The sequence below is a fragment of the Thermogemmatispora argillosa genome (genome assembly GCF_059696725.1).
This window is the reverse complement of sequence record NZ_AP019377.1, coordinates 4,317,633-4,337,058: the sequence shown is the minus strand read 5'-3', so window position 1 is coordinate 4,337,058 and position 19,426 is coordinate 4,317,633. Positions and strand designations below refer to the sequence as shown.

General features: G+C 59.1%; 18 protein-coding genes. 6 read left to right on the top strand and 12 right to left on the bottom strand.

Annotated elements, in window-relative coordinates; translation table 11 throughout:
* Positions 1-42: 42 nt before the first annotated feature.
* A complete protein-coding gene (locus AC6H1L_RS17045; protein ID WP_497598672.1) occupies positions 43-1,176 on the bottom strand; it encodes a lipocalin-like domain-containing protein in 1,134 nt (377 codons plus the stop codon).
* On the bottom strand, positions 1,173-3,614 hold the full coding sequence (locus tag AC6H1L_RS17040; protein ID WP_497598671.1) for an MMPL family transporter: 2,442 nt from the start codon (positions 3,612-3,614) through the stop codon (positions 1,173-1,175). Before AC6H1L_RS17040 ends, AC6H1L_RS17045 begins: the two co-directional genes overlap by 4 nt.
* A gap of 225 nt (positions 3,615-3,839) precedes the next feature.
* Between AC6H1L_RS17040 and smpB the strand changes: the two genes are divergently transcribed.
* On the top strand, positions 3,840-4,346 hold the full coding sequence (smpB, locus tag AC6H1L_RS17035) for an SsrA-binding protein SmpB (RefSeq protein WP_497598670.1): 507 nt from the start codon (positions 3,840-3,842) through the stop codon (positions 4,344-4,346).
* Between the two features lie 107 nt (positions 4,347-4,453).
* A complete protein-coding gene (locus AC6H1L_RS17030; protein ID WP_497598669.1) occupies positions 4,454-4,921 on the top strand; it encodes a PaaI family thioesterase in 468 nt (155 codons plus the stop codon).
* Between the two features lie 24 nt (positions 4,922-4,945).
* Here the strand turns inward: AC6H1L_RS17030 and AC6H1L_RS17025 are convergent, their stop codons facing one another.
* From AC6H1L_RS17025 to AC6H1L_RS16980, 10 genes are all read right to left on the bottom strand, one after another.
* Complete coding sequence (locus tag AC6H1L_RS17025; protein WP_497598668.1) at positions 4,946-6,268, bottom strand: MFS transporter; 1,323 nt, start codon at positions 6,266-6,268, stop codon at positions 4,946-4,948.
* A gap of 164 nt (positions 6,269-6,432) precedes the next feature.
* Positions 6,433-6,588 carry a hypothetical protein gene (locus AC6H1L_RS17020; protein ID WP_497598667.1) on the bottom strand — a complete coding sequence of 52 codons (156 nt, stop codon included), beginning with the start codon at positions 6,586-6,588 and terminating at the stop codon, positions 6,433-6,435.
* Between the two features lie 265 nt (positions 6,589-6,853).
* Positions 6,854-7,585 carry a GNAT family N-acetyltransferase gene (locus AC6H1L_RS17015; RefSeq protein ID WP_497598666.1) on the bottom strand — a complete coding sequence of 244 codons (732 nt, stop codon included), beginning with the start codon at positions 7,583-7,585 and terminating at the stop codon, positions 6,854-6,856.
* Between the two features lie 106 nt (positions 7,586-7,691).
* Positions 7,692-8,534 carry an ABC transporter permease gene (locus tag AC6H1L_RS17010; protein WP_497598665.1) on the bottom strand — a complete coding sequence of 281 codons (843 nt, stop codon included), beginning with the start codon at positions 8,532-8,534 and terminating at the stop codon, positions 7,692-7,694.
* Positions 8,535-8,543: 9 nt separating this feature from the next.
* Positions 8,544-9,485, bottom strand: coding sequence for an ABC transporter ATP-binding protein (locus AC6H1L_RS17005; protein WP_497598664.1), 942 nt, complete (start codon positions 9,483-9,485; stop codon positions 8,544-8,546).
* 446 nt (positions 9,486-9,931) lie between these two features.
* Positions 9,932-10,147, bottom strand: coding sequence for a hypothetical protein (locus AC6H1L_RS17000; RefSeq protein WP_497598663.1), 216 nt, complete (start codon positions 10,145-10,147; stop codon positions 9,932-9,934).
* A gap of 284 nt (positions 10,148-10,431) precedes the next feature.
* A complete protein-coding gene (locus tag AC6H1L_RS16995) occupies positions 10,432-10,806 on the bottom strand; it encodes a hypothetical protein (protein ID WP_497598662.1) in 375 nt (124 codons plus the stop codon).
* 142 nt (positions 10,807-10,948) lie between these two features.
* Complete coding sequence (locus AC6H1L_RS16990; protein ID WP_497598661.1) at positions 10,949-13,447, bottom strand: transglutaminase TgpA family protein; 2,499 nt, start codon at positions 13,445-13,447, stop codon at positions 10,949-10,951.
* Position 13,448: 1 nt separating this feature from the next.
* Positions 13,449-14,672, bottom strand: a complete 1,224-nt coding sequence (locus tag AC6H1L_RS16985) for a DUF58 domain-containing protein (RefSeq protein ID WP_497598660.1) — start codon at positions 14,670-14,672, stop codon at positions 13,449-13,451.
* A 3-nt stretch (positions 14,673-14,675) separates the two neighbouring features.
* Positions 14,676-15,647, bottom strand: coding sequence for an AAA family ATPase (locus tag AC6H1L_RS16980; RefSeq protein ID WP_497598659.1), 972 nt, complete (start codon positions 15,645-15,647; stop codon positions 14,676-14,678).
* A 385-nt stretch (positions 15,648-16,032) separates the two neighbouring features.
* Here AC6H1L_RS16980 and AC6H1L_RS16975 point away from each other — a divergent pair, with 385 nt between their 5' ends.
* The 4 genes from AC6H1L_RS16975 (at position 16,033) to AC6H1L_RS16960 (ending at position 19,405) form a co-directional block, all read left to right on the top strand.
* The gene (locus AC6H1L_RS16975; protein ID WP_497598658.1) at positions 16,033-16,332 is read left to right on the top strand and encodes an acylphosphatase; all 300 of its coding nucleotides are present in this window, start codon (positions 16,033-16,035) and stop codon (positions 16,330-16,332) included.
* 177 nt (positions 16,333-16,509) lie between these two features.
* The gene (gene gatC / locus AC6H1L_RS16970; RefSeq protein WP_297164408.1) at positions 16,510-16,800 is read left to right on the top strand and encodes an Asp-tRNA(Asn)/Glu-tRNA(Gln) amidotransferase subunit GatC; all 291 of its coding nucleotides are present in this window, start codon (positions 16,510-16,512) and stop codon (positions 16,798-16,800) included.
* Positions 16,801-16,803: 3 nt separating this feature from the next.
* Complete coding sequence (gene gatA / locus AC6H1L_RS16965; protein WP_497598657.1) at positions 16,804-18,270, top strand: Asp-tRNA(Asn)/Glu-tRNA(Gln) amidotransferase subunit GatA; 1,467 nt, start codon at positions 16,804-16,806, stop codon at positions 18,268-18,270.
* Between the two features lie 100 nt (positions 18,271-18,370).
* Entirely contained in the window at positions 18,371-19,405 is a 1,035-nt protein-coding gene (locus AC6H1L_RS16960) for a D-alanyl-D-alanine carboxypeptidase family protein (RefSeq protein ID WP_497598656.1), read from the top strand.
* Positions 19,406-19,426: the final 21 nt, after the last annotated feature.

Sequence of the window (19,426 nt, the reverse complement as noted above, 5' to 3'; positions counted from 1 at the left end):
TGGCCTGGGCAGCCACCACCTTCATTTCTCCTTTCTGAGGGATTACGCAGCAGCATAGCCGGTCAGTTCAACATATCCCTCACCGCTGACGGTGCGGCCTGCGCTTTGCCCTTGAATGCTGACGGCGCCCTCCCAGTAGGCGTTACCGGTCGATTGGTAGGTGACCAGCTCTTGATCTTTCAGTTCAGGCTGCAGAATGAGCCGGCTAGAGAAGCGCACGTCAGTAATCGTAATCTGCCAGCCTGACGGGTAACGAGCATGGGTTACCGGACTGACCCAGCTACTAAGGGCCTGGACGCGCAGACTGCTGGCCGGTAAGAGATGGTCCTGACCGGCGGGATCAATGACCCCAACGTAGGTAGAGATGATCTGTCCGCTAGCATCGCGGATCAGGTAGAGCATCAGCTCACTGTTATCACTGAGCTGCAAACTAAACCAGTCCCAGCCACCGCCGGCTAAGGTTAAGAAGTTTCCCCACTGGTGATCCATCCAGGCCAGACCGCTCACCGTAAGCGGTTGGCCATGATCGGTGAGCAGGCCGTTGACAGCTAGACGGGTGCGCGAGTAGTAGTACGAGAAGCCGGCCAGGCCATAAGTGATGAGGCCATTTCCATTATGCAGTACTGCTGGTTTTAGAGCCTCCAATTGAAGCTGCAGGCTATAGTCCGGCATCACGGCTGCAAGCTGATCACGGCCATTATAGCCCTGCATGCTCCAGGGTCCCACCTGGAGATGAAAGCCTCCCTGGGCATTGGCCGGGCCAGACGCGGCCTCCAGCTGCAGTACCCGCTGCTGGGCAAAATGAAACTGGCCACGGTTGAGGTCGCTGATGGCGAAGTGGGCCGCGTAGACAGGCGGCAGGTCACTACGCAACACCTGGAAAAAGACGAGTTCGAAGCCGTAGCGCAGAAGGTGCCCAGCGGCGCTACGGGCCTGGAGGTGGCCCGTATAATACCACCATTCTGTAAGGTCCTTATGTGGTGCTTCGTCCTGCGGCAGATGAAGAGGAGGCAGGGGTCTGGCCTGCGGAGCAGCGGGCACAATGGGCAGTTGGGCCGAGGTGGCCGGTATGCCCGGAAAAGTACAGGCACTCAGGCTACATAGTCCCATCAGCAGCGCCAGCCAGAGAGCGAGAGGCCTTCTGAGCCATCGCCATTGTTTGTCCACGGGGCTCATCGTCTTCCTCCTTGCCGCGGATTAGCAGGCTGATCACCGCTGCTTCGATAGTTTCCTTCGCTGCTCAGGCTTTCACCTCTCTGGGCAGCCGGGGCCTCGCTCAGGCCGCGCCCGCTTTCGGCCAGCAAGGTAGGTCGCCGCTGGACCCCCGCAAAGGGGAGCCACCAGTTGAGATTGCCGAGCAGACGCATGGTTGCTGGTACCAGTAGTCCGCGCACGAGGGTGGCATCGCTGATGACCGCCAGGGCCATGCCCAGGCCCAGCGCTTTGACCAGGATCATGTCGGCGGTGGCAAAACAGGCGCTCACTACAACTACGATGACGGCGGCGCTGGTGATGATGCCCCCACTGCGTTGCAGGCCGAGCGCGACCGCCTGGGTGTTGTCGCCGCTTTCCCAGTAGGCTTCTTGGACACGCGATAGTAGAAAGACCTCGTAGTCCATTGAGAGGCCAAAGAGCGAGCAGAAAAGCAAGATAGGGCTGGAGGCTTCGACAAAGCCCAGGGGGGTGAAGCCCAGGAGCTGATGCAAAAAGCCTTCCTGGAAGATGACAACCAGTGCCCCGTAGCTGGCCAGGATGGAAAGCGTATTCATGAGAATGGCTTTGAGCGGCAGCACAACGGAGCGGAAGAGGAGCAAAAGCACGACATAGGTAATAGCGGCCACAATGAGGGCGGCCTTGGGAAAATCACTGTAGAGCGCCTCCACGTAATCGATGTTGCTGGCACTGCCCCCGGCGACCAGCACATGCATGCCTGGCCCTGGCGGCGTATTGCGAATGGTCAGGACCAGCTCCTCCGCCTGCTCGGAGAGCATGTCATATTTGCTGATCACGGTAATCATCGCCAGGTTGCCTGCTACAGAGGATTTCAGGAGGCCCGCTAAGTAAGGATCAGCGATGAGCTGCGGATGAGTGTAGAGCAGCTCATATTGTTGCAAGGTCAGGCGTGGGTCGGCGCTGACAATGCTGTCCACCCGGGCAACGCGCGGATCAGCTTCCAGGCGTTGCACGTACCGATAGAGGAGGGCAATGTTATCGGGGGTCAGAACGTTGCCCGGCATCTCGACGGCCAGCAGAATGGGTGTGGTCTCACGCGCGTTGAAACGCGAGGTTAAAAGATCATAGGAGGCCCGTGAGGGGACATCTTGGGGGAGGATCGAGGCCCCCGGCGCTGAGAAGCGCACGGCCAGGAAGGGCACTCCCAAGGCCACAAGCAGGAGGAGTACAGGGAAGAAGAAGCGCAGAGGATAGCGCATGACCAGATGGGATAGCCGATACCAAAAGCCCTGATGCGGCTGGATGAGGGCGCTGCGGGCCCCGGCTAGCGCTACTTCTTCCTCTTCTGCCTTCTCACCTGGACGAGCCTGTACACGGCGACGCCACCAACGCCAGAGCCAGGAAAGGCGCACAGGCAGGGCATTAATACGCGTCCCCAGAATGGCGAGCATGGCCGGTAAGAGGGTCAGAGCAGCAATGACACAGAGCATGACGACAAGCATGCCACCCAGACCAACAGAGCGCAGCATGTTGATGCGGAAGAAGGTCAAGCCGAAGAGGCCGATCGAGACGGTGAAACCGGAGAAGGTGACAGCCCGCCCGGCGGTGGCCACGGTGATGGCTACGGCCTCGCTCGGCGTCCGACCACGCGCCAGTTCCTCGCGAAAGCGACTGACCATAAAGAGGGAATAGTCAACGCCTAGGCCCAGGCCGAAGAGGGTAGTGATGTTTAGGACAAAGATCGACAGCGGTGTAAGGTGCCCTAAGCCAAAGATAATGGCCAGCGCGACGACGACTGCTGCACCGCCGATGATGGTAGGGAGAAGTGCAGCCACAACCGAGCGGAAGACCAGGAGCAGGGCAATAAGGGCGAAAGGAAAAGCCAACAGCTCAGCTCGGCGCAGGTCGCGCTCGCTGACGAACTGGATATCTTCGTAGAAGACAGGGCTACCACCAACGTGAATCTCCAGATCCGGCTGTGCCTTCAGGCGCCGTTCCAGCTCCGGCAAGAGATGCGGCGCAGCATCAGGGTCGCTCTTGAGCATGACGTTGGCGTAGGCGCCGTGATGGTCGAGCGAGATCTGACGCGGGTTATCGAGATAGGTGACGACACTGGCTACTTCGGACCAATGGCGCACGTCGGCAAGCGCTTGCTGCATCTGCTGGACAAATTGGGGGTTGTCCACGCGATAGCGCTGGCTGATGAAGATGACCTGCACAACGGTCGGATTGAGATGAAGCTTGCTGGTGAGGAGATCGATCGCCCGCTGCGACTCAGCATCAGGGCTGAGCAATCCCCCCGATTGGAGAACCTGGCTGGCCCGTGGGGCGAAGGGCAAGGCGATCAGAACCACCAGGAGCCAGAACAGAAGCATGAACCAGCGCGCTCGAACGGTCACCTGGCCCAGCGCATAAAAAATTGACCTTCTCGGTTTCTGCATGTATACTCTTCCTCACCTGGGGGCTGCGCCTGGCAGACTGGCTGCACTGCTGGCTCAGTCAGGGCTACCGACCGAGCCGTCCAAGCCGCTTAGTCGCTGGCCCCCGCACTCCGCGTTCTTCTCCACGCGGGAGTCGCAGCGAAGGTTTCTGCACACTGTTGCTGTTATACTAGTAGACAGCTTTTGTCTGTGTGTCAAGGGGAGCCGGCATCCGGAGGAGGTTCTATGACAAAGCAATTGGCAAAGCAGACAACCACCAAAAAGCCGGCGCAGGGCAATGACAAGCCGATTCAGGTGATTAGCGTCAATCGTCAGGCTTACCATGACTACGATGTCGAGCGCACGGTAGAAGCGGGGCTTGCCCTGGCCGGAACCGAGATTAAGTCGATTCGGGCTGGCAGGGTGAACCTGCGCGGCGCCTACGCTATTGGCAGGAATGGCGAGCTGTGGCTAGAAAATATGCATATCGCCCCCTATGAGCATGGGAATGTCTACAACCATGAGCCCCTGCGCCCCCGTAAGCTGCTGCTGCACCGCCGTGAGATTAATCAGCTGCTCGGAAAAGTCAGCCAGAAGGGTATGACGCTGATTCCTCTGAAGCTCTATCTCAAAGGTGGTCTCGCTAAGATTGAGCTAGGCCTCTGCCGCGGGCGCAAGCTCTATGATAAGCGGGCAGCCATCGCTGAGCGCGACGCCCGTCGCGAGATGGAGCGGGCCCTGCGCCGCCGCTAAGCAGGTGCCTAGCCCCGCCACTACAATCCTGGTGAAAGGGCATCCTGGTAGCCATGCATCCACTTCTTTTTTAGATACTTCATTGCTGAACAGAGGGTCAGGCAAGAATGGAGCAAGAACATCAACAGCAACAGGAACAGATGTTTCGCTTTGTTGAAGAGGTTAACCAGCGTTCAGGCTTTGGTCAGCTTTTGGGCATGCGCGTAGAAGCAGCAGAGCCGGGGCATGGGCGGGTTCGTCTGCAAGTCGATGAACGCTTGATGCACCCACAAGGCTTAGTGCACGGAGGCGTGATCTTTTCCCTGGCCGACACCGCGATGGCGATGGCTCTGTTGGCCTCCTACCCGCCAGGGACACGGACCGGAACAATCGAGGCCAAGATCAATTATCTCCGTGCCGTGCGCCACGGCCAGCTCTTGGCGGAGGCCGCCATTATTCATCAGGGCCGGACGACCGCCGTGCTGGAGGCCACTGTCTATCATCTGGGCGAGGATGGGAACGAACAGCGGGCGGTGGCACGGGCTTTGAGTACCTTCTATATTTTCCCACCCGAGGAGAGCAAGCCTTCCCGCTAGACAGCAAGCAAGCTAGCCGGCTTGCTAGAAAGAGGCGATGCGCGAACGCTCAGGGACTGATGCATCTTCAGCTTCTCTGGCCTTGGCCGCATAGTGCTGTTCGAGACGGAGTAGCGAAAGGAGCGAGAGCAGTGCAATTAGTCCGAGGATAGCCGTCAGGCAGATGAGGCCATCAAAGCCGAGACGATGGGCGAAGAGACCGGCCAGGCCGTTGCCGAGTAACTGCCCCAGGCCAAGAAAGACCGAATAGAGGCCCATCAGCAGGCCGCGGTCCATTGCGCTCTCTTCGGTGAGGTCTGCCAGATAGGCGAGAGCCGAAGGGGCGAAGCTGCTTTCAGCAAAGATGCCCAGCAGCAAGACAGGAATCCAGACGCCTGGCGCAAGATCGCCGCCGAGACGGTGATTCATGCCCCACAGAGCCATCACGCCAACATAGAGGCCGGCCACTGAAGTAAGCATCATCACCAGGCGAGGCAAGTGAGCCAGGAAACAGGCCCAGAAGAGCAGCGAGAGGCCGAAGAAGAGCACATAGCCCCCCAGGACCAGGCTCAGCCGGCCACCACCACCGGGCCCGCTCATGATTCCCATTAAGAGCTGATCGCCCATGCGGCCGGGACGGGAGAGTAAGAAAGGCAATTGCGAGCTGACCCAGATGCCTAAGAGGGCACTGATGCAGATCCAGGCAGGTATGAAGATAAAGAGGCGCGGTTTGTGCAGGATCGCCAGGTAGCGTCGGAAGAGGAGGGCCGGGCCGCCAGGCTCGGTGACCTGGGCCACCCGCGGCGCCAGAAACATACAGAGCGTCACTAGCGCATAGAAGAAGGCCAGCAAGGCAAAAGCCCAGGGACCAAAGCGGTCCCAAGCAAAGCCTCCTACTACGACCCCTGCAGCAATCCCTCCGCTGGTCGCCAGCTCGTAGAAACCCATGACCCGCATGCGCCCCTGTTCATTCTGCCTGGTCAGGTCGGCCAGGTAGCCCAGGACCGCCGGTGTGATCATGGCCGTGGCCAATCCTGAGAGCATCTGCAATGTCAGCAGAAAAGGTAGCGGCGAGGGGGCCGGCGTCAGCGGCACCAGGAGCATGACCACTACGCCCAGCAGCGGGCCAAGCATCATAAAGAGGCGCCGTCCCCAACGATCGCTTAAGGCTCCCATGAAAGGAGCAAGTGTTAGCTCGGTAGCATAGTAGACGACGGCTAGCAGGCCTACCTGAATGGCAGTGATGTGGTGCCCCGCGTGGATAGCAAGGCGGGCCAGGAACAGCCCCAGGACAATACCTCCAGCCCCCGTATTGACACGCAAGAGAAAGGTTCCCACAACCAGCGGAATGGCTGATCGCCGCACCATATTGCTCCCTGATTTCCAGCCAACCTACCTGCCTACTCTCTTCTCGTCTGGTCTAGCTCTAGTGTCTCACCGTTGCATCCGCTTGCCTTACGGGTCCCGAACGCTCCATCTCCGTTGAGGCTTGCTTATCTATGTGCGCGCTTTGCCCGCCTACCCTGCGCTGATCAGAAGCCTTCGAAGCGCGGCGTTTGGCGGTTGCCTTCGCTTGCAGGGTCGTACGGCCCGGCCAGCATAGCTTTGCGGTAACTGCGTAACGTCCAGACGGCAATGACCCCTCCACTGATCAGCAGAACGACCGCTACGATGAGTAGTGCAAGCAACAATATGCGCAATCCTTGAGAATCAGAAGCACTGCTTAGGGAAATAGCCAGCAGTGGCATTAATGACAATCCTCTTTCTCGCTGATAAATTTGTTCCCCCGAACAGCTCTCTATCATCAGGACGGGAGAGGCAGAAAGAAAGTAACGCAGTGCCCGCAGCCTTCCTGAACGTCAAGCAGGCCAGTCTCTGGCTCGCCCGTCATGTATGAGCAGTCATAGACGAGCAGAGAGAGGCTGACCCGCCATTCGCATGCCGCTGGCAGCCCTAGCCTGGCCAGGCCCCGGCCTCGCCGCTCTCCTCCCTCCCCGCTTCCAGTGCACGTGGCCCAGCCAGGAGCGATTTCTCATAATAGGAGCAGTGACGCACCACAGTCCTTCCGGCAGCCTCTAACAGGCGCGCCGGGCTTTTATAGGCGGGGAGCAGGCGCCCCTCCTCCTCCAGCTCTAACTTCAGCATCAAGTGCCCACTCTCAGGCCAGGCAGCCAGGGTTTGGCCATCAATGACAATCTGCCAGAAGCTTCGCTTTAACTGGTACCCCTCACGTTCCAATAAGGCCCGTGCCGATCGATTGCCGTAGGCCACAGTCGTCGTGAGCAAGATGTTACCACGTTCCTCCGCTCCGGTCCTCTCCCCCAGGTCACGGGCCCGCTGCTCTGCCAGACGCAGCAGCAGCGTACCGATGCCACGCCCTCGATAGGCAGGATGGACACGCACGCAGAACGCCAATGGGCCCCCTCCGGCCAGTTCAGCCGTTTCGCCCTCAACGGACCACACTGCGCCATAACCGATAATTTGCCCTTGACGTGTGAGAATCAACCAGGCATCGCTGCTCAGCTGAAAATCTGCCCGTTGCCAGCAGGCACTGAGATCCCCATCTTCTTGATGTCCTTCTCTCTCCCCTTCGATCCGCGCACAGACGGCAAACAGCGCTTCGACAGCCGGCAAATCTGTAGCAGCCGGCGCGCGTGCCACGAGATCGCGCAGGTAAATAGCCATCCGCTGACCTCCTGTGGGGAGGGAAGCCCGGCAGTCACGGCCCAGCCCCAGCCGCCCTCTGCTGGCCATGTGATGGTCACAGGCAGGGGCAGCCAGGGCCTGGGCCTTAGCCGTTTCTCTTCAGCTTCCCCGTTCGTTTGGCATAGCGCTCAGCCAGGCCGAACGCGTAGACACTGGCTGGCACACTGATCAGGCCCGTAAGAATGAGGGGCCAGGTGCAATTCCAGATTTCAGGCGACCAGAGAGGCTGGCCATGCATGACCGCTTCGCGCAGTCCCTCTAGCACATAGGTGGCTGGCGAGATATGCGCCAACGGCTGCATCCAGCCCGGCAGCACCGAGATGGGATAATAGACCCCCGATACCAAGAGTAGCACGGCTTTGACGATGAATGACATCTGCATACCTTTCTCTGTATACAGAAGCGGCAGGATAGCTGCACCAATGCCAAAGCCGATAAACGATATACTTCCTAATAGAAGCAGAAAGATTGCCGATAGGTAATTAGCATGGCTTAGATCAATATGAAAGAAGGCAGCAATGACCAGCAGCTGAATGAAGGTAAAGAGCAGCCCGTGAGCTACAGCGTAGAGGCAGCTCCCGACCATATGGGTAAAGCGCGAGATAGGAGCCATGAAGGTGTATTCGATCGTTCCTTCCCAACGCTCCATATTGATAATGTCGGTAACGCCGTCGAAGGTTACGCTGAGATAGGACCAGACCGAGGTACCGATTACCAGCACCAACAAGAGTGAGTTGGTATCGAATTTGACCTTCGCTCCAGTAATCTGCTCTGCGGCGGCTCCGATAAAGGTCACACTGAGGGCATTGACGATGTTATAAAGCAACCAGACGATTTCCCAGGCCCAATAGCGTTTCGTCAGGTTCCAGTTGCGCTCAAAGAAAGCGTAGGTCGCACGCCCACGATGAATTAAAGCTGTGAATAACATAAACTTCTTTCACTCCTCCTCTTCACGCAAAGCTTCGAAAGCCTCAAAAGCTTTCTCCCAACTACCGTAGCGATGAATATCCTCCTCTGTGATGCGATGAGCCGCGGTAAAGTGCATGAAGACCTGATACATAGTCACCGGCTCCGACAATCCCAGTTGCTGCATTACTTGCCGCTTAAGCTCGCTAACTGACCCAAGAGCGACAATCTGTCCCTGATCGATAATCGCGATACGATCGCAGAGGGCCTCAGCTTCCTCCAAATCGTGCGTTGTCAGGATAATGGTCGCGTCGTGAACCTCACGCAGCTCGCGGACAAAGGTCTGCACATCAAGCTTGGAGCGAGGATCAAGGCCGGTCGTCGGCTCATCCAGGAGAAGCAGGACGGGGGCGGTCAGGAAGGCGCGCGCAATAGCGACCTTCTGCTGCATACCGCGAGACATGTCCTCCAATGGCTGCTTAAGGCGTCCAGCGCTGATTCCCAGGCGTCCGAGAATGCTCTCAATGCGCTCCCGGGCTTCCCGCCCGGGCAAATTATAGAGACGCGCCGCATAGATCAGATTTTCCATTGGCGAGAGCTTCTTGAAGAAGGAAGCCTCGACGCTCACGCGATTGATCAGACGACGGACGACGGCCTCGTCACGCACAACGTCATAACCAAAGATGCGAACCCGCCCGCTATCGGGAATGAGCAGCGTAGAGAGAATACGGATCAGTGTTGATTTACCTGAGCCGTTAGAGCCAAGCACGCCAATGATCTCGCGGCGCTTGACCTGCAAGCTCACCCGATCAACTGCCCGTACAACACGCTCCTTGCTGCCCTTGCGCCAGGGGAGTCTGGCGGGCGATTGCCTAAAAACCTTCGTTACCTCTTCCACAATGACAGCATCCTGCTCCTGTTGATTCACAATGATCGGTGTCGCTAGTGTTGGTAGCGGGCGCTCTACCGCCATGCAGGAAAACCTCCTTTGCTACAGCTAGCTCTGGCAATCGACAAGATAGCGCCGGCGCAGGCCCTCCGTCACGTTCACTTGACCAGTTTTCCACCTGTCCCGAGGGGCAGCCTCTTCAGCCCCGGAGGGGTCTCACGACGTGGCGGGTAAGCCAGTTGAGAGAGAAACAGACAGCAGCAGGCAATGACCCAGCCAGCCGCGAAGTAGAAGCCAGATGAGCGGGGAGATGAGCAAGAGATAAAGCGGACCTGCCGACTGTGGCAGCTTGCTCAGCTCAGTTCCTTCGAGGCCTCTCAGCTCACCGCTCCGGGGCTATCCTCACTCAGGTATCAGCGGATTGCCCATCGCCTGGGATGCAGAGTAAAAAGGCGAGAAAAAACCGTGGGACTGAAGGTTTCGGTCTCAGGCCCACGGTTGAGGGTCGCTCTTACACATCTGGCGTTGCGTTACCCCTCAGGCGCCAGGTGCAAAACAGGCGGAGCTCCACCCTCAACGGGCCCACTGATCCCCCAGTTAGTTCCCCAGCGAGTAGTGAGCAGTAGGGGAAGAAGGTCAGCGAAGCCATCGGGAAAGGCAGAGGGAGCGACAGAGACAGCAGACACAACAATTCCCCTGCTCATCTTCTGCCAGCGAGGCAAGGAGACCAGGATCATGCTGGACATCGCTCTTTCCTCCTTTCCCTGGGCTTGCGCTAAGCGCAGCGAGTATTTGCTGTAACGTCAGATAGGGACAGCAAAAGCCCCGCCCGAATCAGCGGCACGGGGCCACACGTTTCGAGAGGATGACTACTTTTCCAAAAAGGTCTATACCGAGTATACGATGAAGAAATAGCTTTGTCAAGGGATGATCCAGATCAGTCACTTCGTGAGAAAGGGGGCCAGAGGAGGAGATCCCAAGCCATAACGGGAGGAGCGAAGGCCGGGCCAGCCCAGCCAGGCTACTGGGCTTAACGGCCATTCTGCCCGGCCTTCGCCTGCTTCACGAACTGCGTCAGCTTGCCCTGCTGGATAATTTTTGCAAGCTCTTTATGGCACTCAATAGCCTCTTGCGGGGTATTGCTACTATGCTCGTAGACTACCAACCGATAGAGGGTGAGATAACCATTCTGCTGAGGGTAGACAGCGGTAACGAAACCGCGGCCCAGGCGGCGATCATCGAAGGTCGCCAGCACGTAGCGCTTTCCATCCGGGGCAATCACCACATGGCGAGCCAGGTCGAGTACCTGCAGCTTCACCGGGTAGGCATCGGGGATCTCCAGAGCCTGCTCCCGGATGGTGGCCAGCATCTCCCGATCCTGTTCCTGCACAACACGATCAATCATCGCAACACTCCATAAGGATCAGCTTAAAAAGGGCACATGCCACCCTGGCTCACAAAGCCCCAAGGTGGCATAGTACAGTTTAACGGAAGAGAAAGAGCAGGTCAAGTGCCCCTGGCCTGGTCCCTGCCCGCCCCTGCAAAGGTCAGAGATCCTCCACAGGGGTGGGCAGAGGCAGCTCAAGGGAGCCACCTCCGCGCCACAGGCGGCGCAATCGCTCCCAGAGCCAGCGCCCAAGACGGACCGGTATGCGGCCCAGGATATGAGGATGGCGCAGGAGGTAGAGAAAGAGACGAGGCTCAACCTGACGCCAGAGGGCCGGAGCTTCGCGCATCTCGCCCGAGGAAGCGGGGTGCTCTGGGCTACCAGGCGGTGCCCACAGGTCACGCACGTAGAGGTCCCCCAGGCGCTGCAGGAGCGGTGCCTGCTCGGGAGCCACGTGAGTGAGACGCTGGATGTACTCGTTTGGCGTCTCGGCGCGGCGCAAACTGAGGCCGGCCCAGCTTGCCAGCAGGCAGATACGCCCATAGATCTGGGCCGTGAGACGCAGGTGACGGAAGAGCCGCCGCCACCAAATGGTGAAGAGCATGAGCAGGCAGGCCAGCACAAAGACCACGCTCAGGGCGAAGTAGCTCAACGATTGCTGCCAGCTCAGGCCCCCTTCCTGGGTGCCGCCACCCGTCGCCTGGGACTCATCATTGGGCAGCGGCAGCCGCGGCGGCGTCTGAGCGCCCGCTGAGCCTCCCTGGCCCGGTGCAGTGATCGAGTTATTAGTTGAGGAGCTGTACTGATTGGGTTGTGGTCGCGTAAAGGCAGGGAAGCCAGGCGAAGGCTCAAAATTGATCCAGCCGTAGCCGGCAAAGTAGATCTGCGTCCAGGCATGGGCCTGAGTGCCACGCACAATCCACTGATGGGTAGCAGCATCGTAATCGCCCGGCGCATAGCCTGTTACTACACGGGCCGGCATACCCAGCTCACGCGCCATGACCGCCATCGCGGTGGCAAAGTAGTTACAGAAAGCCCGATGGCCACTGCGGAAGAGTAGCCAGGAAACCGGCTCATCCCCCGGCGGAAGCTGGACATCGACCGAGTAGGTATAGCTGCGGAAGTAGTTTTCCAGGGCGACGGCCTTATCGTACATTGTGTGAGCATTGGCGGTGATCTGCTCTGCTAAGATGCGAATATTTGGATCGAGATGAGGGGGTAACTGCAGATAGGTCTGCAGAATAGCAGGATCGTAATAATTGGTCGGGAGAGGCCCTTCGTAGTTAGAAGGCAGCTTGGGCGCTTCGGAAGGGAACGGCACCGACTCCAGGGTCTTGACATCTGCCGAGGAGACGTACGCTTGGACGGTATAGCGATCGCCTGCCGCTAGCTTGGACCCTTTGCGCAGCACCGCCACAATACTGGTGGTGTTCTTGCTCACCAGTACCACGGCTGGCTGATCAAGCTGGCCCGCCTGCCAGGGCGTGAACAGATAGGGCTGCTGCTCGCCCGGGGGATTGACGACCGTGATATGCAAGGTTACGACATGCACAGGCGTGCCCTCGGGCGGAATCTGCTGGCCCTTTGGCAGGGAAATGCCGTAGGTGGGACTCGTCGACCAGCCACGTCCATCGTAGGTGTCGTAGGCCAGCGAGGCAATGTATTGGCCTCCCTCGCTGCTCGTGACGCGAAAGACAACATCGTTATTCAAATGGGGGTTGCCGCCGAGGACTAGCGAATTGGTGAAGTTGCCGCGATTGGAAGGGATCACCCCACCATTGACAGCAATCAGGCGGTTCCAGGCATTCTCCACCTGGACCCAGGGATTGCTGTCCAGATCCCAGATCTGAGCGGCCTCGGCGTTAACATAGCTGCCTGGCAGAATCCAGGAGAGAATGACCACCGCCAGCGAAACCAGCAGTCCGGCCTGCATGAAATCCCAGCCCAGGTCATCAGCACAGCGCAGGCCCAGCCGCTTCCAACGACGCATTGACTCGAAGAGGGAAAAGCGCAGTAAAAGCAGCAGAGAAGCGCACAGAAAGACAAAGAGAAAAATGAGGTAGCCGATCGGCACATTGCTAAGATTAATGAGCAGGACAGCGCCGTTGAGCAGGATCATGAGCAGCGGCAGGCGGGTACGATAGACCAGCCAGACGCTGGCGTAGGCCAACCAGAAGCTGAGGGCCGTGATCAAGAAGAGAAAGATCGAATCGTCGCTACTGGTACCGCCGGCCAGAGCGATCACCAGCCAGGCCCGCAGGGCGGCGAAGAGCAGCGGGAAACTGCCGTTGAAATCGGCGGTAGCGGTCTGCCAGTAAGCGATGAACAAGCCGAACACCAGGGCCAGGGGCTGAACGAGCCAGGGAGAGAGCCAGCGCTGACGCACGGCCAGCAGACCGAGCAGCAGGCCAAGCGCGGTCGTCAGGGTCAGCACCTCCAGATGGGCAACCCAGCCGGCGACCTGCACCGACCAGATGGTGCTATAGACCACAACGGTCACCAGCACCAGCGAGAAGTAGCCTTCTTCGAGACGGAATAGCTCCCTCAGAGAGGACCAGCTCAGCCCTGGCTTATTTGGAGCGGGCGAATTTGCCCGCTTCGGACTGGGTTCAGACGGCGAGAACAGGCGCGAGAAACGATCAGCAGTGGCCTGGCCCATATCAAGACCTCCATTGGAGAGAGCGCACGCTTGGGCCGCGTTCAAGAGCTTCCGCCAGCGAGTCACCCCGCTTGATACGCAGCACGGGAACACCTTCCCCTTCCAGCAAGGCCCACGTATCTTCATCAGCGGGTCGTCCATCAAAAGACGCAGCTTCCAGTCCAATCACGGCCACCTGGACCCCACGGCGGCGCAAGTGCCTCAGCCCCTCGTGCCAGTCGCGCGAGGTGGAGGGAGTAATCACAATGGCTGCTGTATTGCGGCCAAAATGCAAGGCATCCAGCGCCAAGGCCTCTTTCAGGTCCGGCCCAGGTCCAGCCCTCACTACTGCTAGCAACTCCAGGACGCGTTCGATCTGGCGCTCACCACGATCCAGTGCCAGGAACTCGCGGCGCTCACCATTGACAATCAAGCCAAGAGATAGATCCTGACGCAGCAGGTAGACAGCAAGCGAGGCCGCGATCGTGATGCCGTATTCTTCTGTCGATTCTTCCCCCTCGCCTGCCTGTACCGCTTGATGGAGATCGAGAAAGATCCAGGCATCCATTGCTGGATCAAGATCGAACTCTTTCACCATCAGTTTATTATAATGCGCCGTTGAGGGCCAGTGGATGCGGCTAAGCGAATCACCGCTCACGTATTCTCGAATAGTCGTGGCGTTTGTCGTTGTATGGAGGGCCCGCCGGGTGCTGCGCCCTTTACCAGGCAGACCACCGGTAAAAAAGGCAAAGGTCGTTAAAGGAATCACACGCGGCAGGACAAGAATCTCATAGGCTGGTGAGAGCAGGCGATGGCGACGGAAGAGGCCGAAAGGGTCGCCACTGCTAGCGATGACCGGGCCAAGCTGGTAGCGGCCCCGGCGCCGACAGACGGTACGAGCCCGCCAGAGCGCCCGCTTACGCCCGCCCATGCTAGCGACGTAGCCGGCGCGATGGCCAGGCAGCGTCGAGCCGTCAACAATCTGCACCCAGAGTTTGGGGAAGATGCTCAGATTGTCTAACATCAGGCGCTCATCGAAAGTATCGCCCACCTGCACCCGTCCAAAGGGAGCCGCTCGATGGAAGACCAAACCGCGCAGGCTGTAGTAGGCCCAGAGGAGCGAGAGCAGAAAGACGGCCAGCAGCACGTAAGTGACCACATAGAGCGCCTTCCAGCCGCTACTGATGGCCAGAAAGCCAGTCACCACAATCAGGAGCGCGAGAAAGACGGTCTGCCAGCTTCGCATAGCTCAGCGCGCCTTTCCTCCTCCGACCCAGGCGCCCGGAACCGGCACGGTCTGCAGGATCTCGTCCAGAATGGATGAAGAGGTGACCGAGCGCACACGGGCCGCTGGGGTGACAATGATGCGATGAGCCAGTGTTGGCTTGACCATTAGCTTGACATCGTCGGGAATCACATAGCTGCGCCCGCGAATGGCCGCCAGCGCTTGAGCGGCGCGGAAGAGCGCCAGGGAGCCGCGGGGACTGGCTCCCAGATAGATGCTCCCGTGATTGCGTGTGGCGTTGGTGATCGCCACAATGTACTCACGAATAGACTGGTCGACGTGGATGCTACGAATCTGCTTCTGTATCTCTAGTAGCTCCTCCGCCGTCATGATCTGCTGCAGATCATCAAGCGGGTGATGGTGTTGCTGGCTGTTCAGAATGTTGATCTCGTCGGCAGGAGAGGGATAGCCCAGGCTGATATTCATCATGAAACGGTCAAGCTGGGCCTCGGGCAAGGGGAAGGTTCCTTCATATTCAATGGGATTCTGAGTGGCCATCACCATAAACGGCTCAGGTAGAGGATAGGTGCGGCCATCGACGGTAACTTGCGACTCCTCCATCGCTTCTAGCAAGGCCGATTGCGTTTTGGGCGTTGCCCGGTTCACTTCGTCGGCCAGCACGATCTGCGCCATGATTGGCCCGGGGCGAAACTCGAAATTGCCCGTCTTCTGGTTATAGATTGAGACCCCAGTGATGTCGCTGGGCAGAAGATCAGGAGTGAACTGAATGCGCTTGAAGCTACAGCCGATTGAGCGAGCGATGGACTTGGTAAGAACGGTTTTACCCACGCCAGGCACATCCTCGATGAGGACATGCCCCCGACAAATCACAGCGATCAGGGTGAAGGTCACCGCCTCGGCTTTGCCAACGATTACACTCTCAACGTTGCGAATCACTCGCTGAACAGCAGCGGCGAGATCCTGTACAGACTGCATGCTTTACTCTCCGATCAGGTCGCGTCGCGGAGGCCCGCATCCAGGAACAGGTCAACCTGCTTTAGTGTACCACACTGCCCGCTCTGGATGATACCGGTTTGCCCGGGGTGCCAGCCTCGCCCGCCCTTCTCCCTCGGGCTGAGCACTGCTGACCACTGCAGCATCTGCCTCCGTTATTTTTCTATAATAACGTTGATAGTGGCGCTACGATTGCAATCTGCTGTCAGTCTAGCAAAGATTGCTGAATTTTGGCTGAAGGCTCGCTTTCCTGCGCCGGCAGTTCTGCCGACGAGGACGGATGACCCCCGCCGGGGTCCCGGGCTAAGTAAACCATCCGTCCTGTTCCCGAGAAAGGGACTATCCTCCAAGAGGTGAGTATGGTATCATGAAAGCCATGCAACAGGACAACGAGAGGCAAGAACTCTACGCCCGCGTCTTGGGATATGTCCAGGGGGTTGGTTTCCGCCAGTTTGTCATGCATCACGCCACAGCCCTGGGCCTGCGCGGCTACGTGCGTAATCTGGCCGATGGCAGCGTAGAGGTACTGGCGCAAGGGCCACGCCCCGCTCTCGAACGGCTGCTGGCTTTGCTCCATCGTGGCCCGTCCGCCGCCGAGGTCCATGAGGTTCGCGTTGAGTGGCGCCAGCCCAGTGAGCTACTGAGCGGCTTTCATATCCGCTGGTAGGCTGCCTGCTACTCCGCGCTTGCAGCGGGCAGCGCGGTACCATCTGCATCGCTTCCTTGTGGCACTTGTTGCAGATTCTACACTCGTCAAGCGTCTCTATCCTGGCTCGTTGGAGCTTCCACCTTATATTACGCAGAACCGATGATCAGGTGAGTCAGAGTGAAGGAGGCTCGGGGTTTGATCGATCGAGAAACGGTACTTCACATTGCTCAACTGGCCCGGCTCGGCCTCAGCGAAGAGGAGGTCGAGCTGTTCCGCCAGCAATTGTCGAGTATCTTAGAGCACATGGCCATTTTGCGCGAGGCCGATGTGAGCGGGGTCTCTCCCCTGGCGCACGCCTCACGCCTTACGAACGTGATGCGCGAGGATGAGCCTGGCCCCTCTTATCCCCCAGAGGTGCTGCTGGCCAACGCCCCCGACCAGGAGGAGCAGTGTCTGAAGGTGAATGCTGTGTTGGAGGAGTCCTAATCGATGAGCGCTTTGCATGAGCTAACGATCAGTGAGGCGGCAACGCTACTGCGCCAGCGTCAAATCTCGGCTGTTGAGCTGACGCGTGCTTTCCTGGAACGAATCGAGGCGCTCGATGGGCGCATCCGCGCCTTTACCCTGGTGACGGCGGATCTGGCTCTGCAGCAGGCTCAGGAGGCAGACCAGCGCCTGCAGCGCGGCGAGCAGGTAACCCCTCTGACAGGTATCCCTCTGGCCATTAAAGATGTGATCTGTACCAAGGATATTCCCACAACCTGCAGCTCGCGCATGCTGGAGCATTTCCGCCCCCCGTTCAATGCCACGGTGATGGACCGTCTTGCCGCCGCCGGCGCCATAATGTTGGGGAAAACCAATATGGATGAGTTCGCTATGGGGTCCTCAACCGAGCACTCGGCGTTTTTCCCAACGCATAACCCCTGGGACCTGGAGCGCACTCCTGGCGGTAGCAGTGGCGGCTCAGCGGCAGCGGTAGCTGCAGGCATGGCCCCGGGAGCGCTGGGAAGCGATACCGGCGGCTCGATTCGTCAGCCCGCGGCACTCTGCAACGTGGTGGGACTAAAGCCAACCTATGGCCGCGTGTCGCGCTTCGGCCTGGTCGCTTTTGCTTCTTCTCTGGATCAGATCGGCCCCTTTGCACGGACGGCCCGCGACGCAGCTTTGCTCTTGCAGGCGATCGCTGGCCCTGACCCGCGCGATTCGACCTGCTCTCCCACTCCTGTGCCGGACTACACGGCTGAGTTGACGGGTGACATCCGTGGTCTGCGCATCGGGGTGCCCGTGGAGTACTGGGAGGCTCCCGGTATGGAGCCTGGCGTAGCGCGTGTCGGCCAGGAGGCTATCCAGCGTCTGCGTGAGCTAGGGGCTGAGATTCGCGAGGTCTCTCTCCCCCATACCCGCTATGGAGTCGCCGCTTACTACATTATTGCCCCTGCCGAGGCCAGCGCCAATCTGGCCCGCTATGATGGCGTCAAGTACGGCTATTCCTACCGCGATACCAGTGATATGTGGGAAGCCCTGGATAAGACGCGTCAGTATGGCTTTGGGCCAGAGGTCAAGCGGCGCATCATGCTGGGAACGTATGTGCTCTCTGCCGGCTACTACGACGCCTACTATAAGCAGGCCCAGAAGGTGCGGGCCTTGATCGCTCAGGACTTCGAGCGCGCCTTTGAGCAGTGCGATGTGTTGGTCAGCCCCGCTTCGCCAACGGTAGCTTTCAAGCTAGGAGAGAAGCTGTCAGATCCTTATCAGATGTATCTGAACGATGTCTTTACTATTCCGGCCAATCTGGCCGGGATCTGCGGCATCTCGATCCCTAGCGGCTTCAGCGAGGGCCTGCCCGTAGGTCTGCAGATTCTTGGCAATGCCTTCGCCGAGGCCACGATTCTGCGGGTGGCCGATGCCTTCCAGCGCGTGACGGACTATCATACCCGCTACCCTTCTCTGCAGTAGGTAGAGGATGAGGGCCGCCTGACAGGAGAGCCTGCCTCGCCCTGTGTGGCGCGGGGCTGCCCTCTGTTTGGGGACCAAGCGGAAGAAGGAGAACTTTGCTTTGCCACAGCAGCAGCGTTCCCGTTCTGCTTTTCCAACTCTGTCACCCCTGGTAAGTCGCATTTTGGCGGTGCTACTGTTGGTTCTGGCCGCCTGCATCGCTATCGGGGCCTCTTTGCTGGTTTTCACTCCGCTCGGAGCCAAGCCAGCAAGCGGTCCCTTTGGGCTAGCGACCGCGACCGCAAGCGTCAGGTCGCTTTCGCCAACCCCCAGGCCGACCTTGTCCCCTGTGCTGACTCCTCGCGGCACGCCACCAGCGCTGACCGCCGCTGAGGCGATGCTGATCGACGCCGATAATAACCGTATTCTGGCCGATATTAATGGTGAGGTGCCACGCCCAATGGCCAGTACTACGAAGATTATGACAGCTGTCATCGCTCTGCAAATTGGCAATCTCGACCAGGAAATCACTGTCGGCGCAGATGCGGTGGCTGAGGCACGCGATAACGACGGGAGCAACGCAGGTCTGCAAGTGGGGGAACAGCTGACGCTGCGCGATTTGCTCTATGCCTTGCTTCTGCCCTCGGGCGATGACGCCGCTATCGCTATCGCCGATGGCCTGGCCGGCTCGTCAGCAAAGTTTGTGGCCCTCATGAACCTTTTTGCTCTGCGGTTGCATCTGTTCCAGACACACTACGCCAATCCCGATGGTTTGCCGGCGCCTGATCACTATACCACCGCTTTCGATCTGGTGCGGCTGGCTCGCTACGCCATGAATATTCCGCTATTCGCCGAGATCGTGCATACGCGCGTCTACTCTTTGCCTGCGACCGCTACTCACCCGGCCCACGTCTGGACTTCGACGAATGAGCTGTTGAGCACGTACCCCGGGGCCACAGGCATTAAGACGGGTTTTACTGGCGAGGCCGGCTATTGCCTGGTCTTTTCAGCAACGCGCAACGGTCATCACTTGATCGGCGTCGTTCTGCACGCCAGCAGCGCCGAAGCTCGCTTTCAGGACGCCCGTCGTCTCCTGGATTGGGGCTTCTCGCTGCCGACTTTACCTGTTGGCTCTTCTGTGCCTCCCCCACTCTAAGAAAGCCGCGAGGCTGCCGGC